Source organism: Candidatus Desulfolinea nitratireducens (assembly GCF_982879505.1).
Genome location: NZ_CEYOSI010000125.1, coordinates 4,903 through 10,230, shown reverse-complemented (window position 1 = coordinate 10,230; position 5,328 = coordinate 4,903). Strand labels below are relative to the sequence as shown.

4 protein-coding genes are annotated in these 5,328 nt (G+C 45.9%); all 4 read left to right on the top strand.

Annotation, left to right across the window (positions count from 1 at the left end; translation table 11 throughout):
- Positions 1-730 precede the first annotated feature (730 nt).
- The 4 genes from AC3DOM_RS11480 (at position 731) to AC3DOM_RS11465 (ending at position 5,267) form a co-directional block, all read left to right on the top strand.
- A complete protein-coding gene (locus tag AC3DOM_RS11480) occupies positions 731-2,014 on the top strand; it encodes an efflux RND transporter periplasmic adaptor subunit (RefSeq protein WP_487919184.1) in 1,284 nt (427 codons plus the stop codon).
- 5 nt (positions 2,015-2,019) lie between these two features.
- A complete protein-coding gene (locus AC3DOM_RS11475; RefSeq protein ID WP_487919183.1) occupies positions 2,020-2,706 on the top strand; it encodes an ABC transporter ATP-binding protein in 687 nt (228 codons plus the stop codon).
- Positions 2,703-3,932: an ABC transporter permease gene (locus AC3DOM_RS11470; RefSeq protein ID WP_487919182.1), complete on the top strand. Its 1,230-nt coding sequence runs from the start codon at positions 2,703-2,705 to the stop codon at positions 3,930-3,932. Before AC3DOM_RS11475 ends, AC3DOM_RS11470 begins: the two co-directional genes overlap by 4 nt.
- A 66-nt stretch (positions 3,933-3,998) precedes the next feature.
- On the top strand, positions 3,999-5,267 hold the full coding sequence (locus AC3DOM_RS11465) for a hypothetical protein (RefSeq protein WP_487919181.1): 1,269 nt from the start codon (positions 3,999-4,001) through the stop codon (positions 5,265-5,267).
- Positions 5,268-5,328: the final 61 nt, after the last annotated feature.

Sequence of the window (5,328 nt, the reverse complement as noted above, 5' to 3'; positions counted from 1 at the left end):
GGTCATGTTCAAAATGTGAGAAATAGGATGGCATAAACCTTAATATCCTGTTGCCTCTACTTGTAACCCTATTTTGCTATTGTTATTGATGTTCACTTAAGTTGGTTAATTTTATCTACATAAAACGTCCCGCAGGTTCACGTGATTCAGATTTTAAAGCAACATAAACCTGCGGGACGCTCAAAAACTGTTTATCTGAATATCAATAGTTGAGAATGTAGCGTGGGGAGAGGGTTGATTTTGTCAAAAATACTTCCGGTTGCAAGGGAAGAAGTGGGCCTACGTGGATTAGAAGTATAGTTGTTCATTTTTTAACAAAAAGCAGTATAAGATGAATGAACGCAAATTGCGCAGTAATATATGTTTAATTAAGCTATTTTGTCACAAATTTATTGAATCTTGCAACAAAGTATGCTGTTTATGGGCAAGGAGGTGCATAATCGAAATTGGGAAGAACAGGGATAATTTATTATAGAACGCATATAAAAATTTTCAAAAGTAAGCGTATAATACGCTTTGATTAAAAAAAAAAGGAATTGCGCTCATATTTTTTATAAAGAAAATTCATTTTTGAATGCAATTTCATGAGCGGTGATTGTATACAATGAAAAATCTTCATATTTTCTTCACGGGTTCATGAGAGAATAAGAGCGCTTTGGGTACAATAACTGCTAGATTTGTTTTACAGAATAAATTAATATGCTTTTTGGAGGCGTTAAGAATGAAGAAGTTGAGTAAAAAAACCTGGATCATTATCATTGTAGTAACTATTGTTGCTGTTGGAGCTTTTGTGACAATTAATGCAAATGCGAAAAATGTAGCCAGTAGCGAATATCAAACAGTGGAAATTGAACGTGGTAATTTAACCGCTACAGTTGGCGCTACTGGAACCGTGCGTTCAAATCAGAGCGCATTGTTAAACTGGCAAACAAGTGGGACTGTTGATAATGTAAATGTAAATGTCGGTGACGAAGTAACTGCAGGTGCCATCCTGGCTTCTCTGGAAAGAACCTCATTGTCTCAGAATATTATTATGGCGCAATCAGATCTGGTTAGCGCAGAAAAAAATATGGATGATCTCCTTCAATCAGGAACGGCTGGTGCACAGGCTCGAGTTGATTTACGTAATGCGGAAGATGTTTTGGAAAAGGCGCAGGATTACCGTAATTCGTTAAATGATCCCTATGAATTTGAAGAGATCAGATATCAAACAATTAACGGAAAAAGATTCCCCACTTTGAAAACTATAAAAGTCGATGAGGCAGATGATGAGACTAAAGAGAAATCGGATCAAGATCTTGCTTTGGCGCAAGCAAAATATGACGATGCCCTGCGTGCCTGGGAACGTGTATCGGAAGGCCCACACAAATCCGATGTAACCGCTGCTCAAGCTCAGATAGATGCGGCGCAAGCGACCATGAATTTGGCACGATTGACAGCTCCTTTTGAGAGCACGGTTACGCAAATTGATATCATGCCTGGGGATCAGGTTTCTGCAGGAACACTTGGATTCCGGATTGATGACCTAAGTCACCTTCTGGTAGATGTAGAGCTCTCTGAAGTGGATATAAATAGGGTTAGCATCGGGCAGGTAGTTGCCCTTTCTTTCGACGCGATTTTGGAAGAAGAATATCATGGCGAAGTCATCAAAGTTGGACAAATCGGTAATGAAGTTCAAGGTGCTGTCAACTTTATCGTGACGGTCGAATTGATCGACGCAGACGAGCTTGTCCGTCCTGGCATGACCGCAGCCGTCAATATCGTTGTCAAAGAAATTGAAGACACAATTCTTATCCCCAACCGGGCAGTTCGCCTGGTGGATGGCAATCGCGTAGTTTATATTCTCAAGGATGGTATGCCTGAAATGGTCGAAATACGGCTTGGGGCCTCTGCAGAGGCAATGAGTGTTCTTGCCTCCAATGATTTGGAAGAGGGCGATCTGATCATTCTCAATCCCCCAAGCAATTTTGATATGGGCGGCGGGCCTCCTGGTTCAGGTCAGGGAAGGAATTAAGAAAAATGGATGATAATGTCATTGTTACTCACGATTTGACGAAGGTTTATAAGATGGGCTTAGTGGAAGTCCATGCGCTGTGCGGCGTGTCATTGGAGATCAAACGCGGAGAAGTCGTCGCAATTATGGGCGCATCCGGCTCCGGGAAGTCCACCTTAATGAATACGCTGGGTTGTCTCGATCAGCCCACCAGTGGTGAGTATATTCTGGATGGTGAGATTGTTGCAGACCTGGATGACGATCAGCTCGCGGATATTCGAAACCGAAAGGTCGGGTTTGTCTTCCAGAGTTTTAACTTGCTGCCGCGCTCCACGGCTTTGTCAAACGTTGAATTGCCTCTTCGCTACTCGGGCATTACCAGTGGGCGTAAAGAAAAAGCGCGCCTTGCCCTCGAATCGGTGGGACTTTCCGACCGGATTGACCATCGCCCCGCCGAACTTTCCGGCGGTCAACAACAGCGCGTAGCTATCGCACGTGCTTTGGTCAACGATCCTGCCATTATCATGGCAGATGAGCCTACGGGTAATCTCGACTCAAAGGTAGGCCAGGAGATCATGGATTTGCTCCTCAATCTAAACAAGGAAAGCGGAACAACGCTAATTATCATTACCCACGATCGAAAAATTGCTGCGCAAGCTCAACGCATTATCCGTCTTCATGATGGACGTATTCGAAAAGAGGTGGCAGCATGAATATCTGGCGAGCAGTAATCGAAGCCCTCGAAAGTCTGAATGGCAATAAAATGCGCTCAGGCCTCACCATGCTGGGTATCGTCATTGGTGTCGGTGCGGTTATCGCCATGTTGGCACTTGGCGCAGGAGCGCAAGATACCATTCTCGGCTCTCTTAGCGGAATCGGTACAAATCTGCTCTTTGTTTTCAGCGGTGGCGAGGACGAATCCATTCGTAACCCGGAACCCCTCACCATGGGTGATGTGGACGCGCTTGACGACTCCTTTTTTGCGCCCTCCATTCAGGCCGTTGCCCCTGTTTTACAGGGGAATGCCGAAGTTTCTCATGGTGGAGAAGTAAGTACGGTCACCTTAACCGGTATAACCCCCGCATATTTTCCTGTGCGTAATTATACAGTTATAGAAGGAGAAGAAATTACGGAAGAACATATCCTGGGGCGTGCTTCAGTTATTCTATTGGGTGTCGAAGTTGCCGATACCCTTTTTGGCCGTCGCTTTGGTCTTATCGGAGAAACTGTCCGTGTAGAGGGACAGCCTTTTCGCGTGATCGGTATTCTTGAAGAACGCGGTGGCGGCATGATGGGCAGTCAGGATAATGAGGTTCTTGTTCCATTCAGCACCGCTCAGGCCCGTATTCTCCGTCGCAGCCCAGCCGATAGAGTGGACGTTATTTTTGTTCAAGCCGTAGACGCGGATTCGGTTCTGGAAGCGGAGGAAGAGATTTCACAGATCATCTCTCAGCGACATCGGAATGCAATTGGGGAAAATGATTTTACTATCTTTTCTCAACAGGACATGGTGGATACGGCCTCCTCGATTACCGGAATCCTGACAACCTTTATTGGCGGGATCGCTGCAATCTCTCTTCTCGTTGGCGGGATCGGGATTATGAATATCATGCTTGTCTCAGTTACGGAACGTACGCGGGAGATCGGTTTGCGCAAGGCACTTGGCGCGCGCAAGCGGGATATTCTGATCCAGTTCCTGACAGAATCATCTCTCCTTAGCCTGGTTGGAGGGATTATCGGTATCTTTCTTGGGTGGGCAATTGGTGCGATTGTCGGATTAATTTCCGCAAACTCTGGTACCGATTTTGATCCCATTGTCAGTCTTGGTGCTGTGTTGCTTGCTACGATATTCTCAACAGTGATTGGTCTTTTCTTTGGGATTTACCCCGCAAATCGTGCTGCGAACCTGGTCCCGGTTGAAGCCTTGCGCTACGAATAATCATTGCCTCCCTCATTTTTATAAAAAATGGGGGAGGGCGGGTGAGGGTGGACTATAATCTCATCAATGCTTAAGAAAATATTCCAGATTTCTACTTACCTTGTTTTCAGCTCGATCTGGGTTTTCATGCTCAGTGCGAGTGCAACGCTGCCTGATGCCGAGATTGATCAGTTTAGCGATTATACGCGGGGCATTAAATATAATTATTTTCGTTGGGTGGCAAATGCCTCCTGGATTAAACTTCAGCAAGCTGCGTTGGGAAGCCCTGGTTATATTGATCGTCCAACTCAAAAAGAGATTGTCATGGACTATCTCCGCCAAATGGAGCGAGTCTTACAGACAGAATATGAATTGGACCAACTCTATGCCAATCCGGAGATCGTCGACCCAGAAGCATCTTCAGCAGATTTGCGGGCACGCCTTGAAGCTCTTTATGCGGAACAACGTCAATTGGCACCCTTTGCCGAATCCGTTCTTGAGGGACAGATCAGTGCTGTTTTAGCGGAAGCCGGCCTGACTACTGGTGGGCAACCCCTGCCCGGTCCTCTGTATCATATCTCTCCCTTGCCAATGGCATTGATCATTTCTCCCAGAGATACGATTCGTCAAGATGAAAACATCTCTCTCCTCGCTGATTTTCCCGTAGACGAACAGGATGCACTGGAAGAAAGTATTGCCACCGATCTTGAGTTTTCTGCGCTCGTTGTACCGGTGGGTGGAATTGGGATCTATCCGACCATGGGGATGCGCTCGACAAACTTGCCCTGGATTGTAGACACGATCGCGCATGAGTGGATGCATAATTATCTTTCCTGGCATTTGCTCGGTGCAAATTACGGGACTACGCCTGAGCTGCGGACGATCAATGAAACAGTTGCTTCGATCGTGGGCAGTGAAGTAGGGCGGATTGTGCTTGAGCGATATTATCCCGAACATCTTGCTCGTGAGCATCCTCCTGTTGATTTGCTCTCGTTTTCTGAGGGACCTCTCGGCCCCAATTTTTTTCCACCACCTTTTGAATATCGGGCTGAGATGCATAAAACACGCCTACATGTGGATGAACTTTTGGCAGAGGGAAGTACCGATGAAGCCGAAGCATATATGGAATACCGTCGTCAGATTTTTTGGAATCACGGCTACGCCATCCGTAAGCTAAATCAGGCTTATTTCGCTTTTTACGGCGCCTATGCAGACGTGCCAGGCGGTGCGGCAGGTGCAGATCCCGTTGGTCCTGCAGTGCGCGCCCTTCGAGAGCAAAGCGATTCTCTTTCAGATTTTGTCCACAAAATTATGTGGATAGATTCCTTTGAAAAATTACAGGAAATGGTAGAGTGAGTTCCGAAGTCTAAAGTCTAAAGTCTAAAGTCTAAAGTCTAAAGTCTAAAGTCTAAAGTCT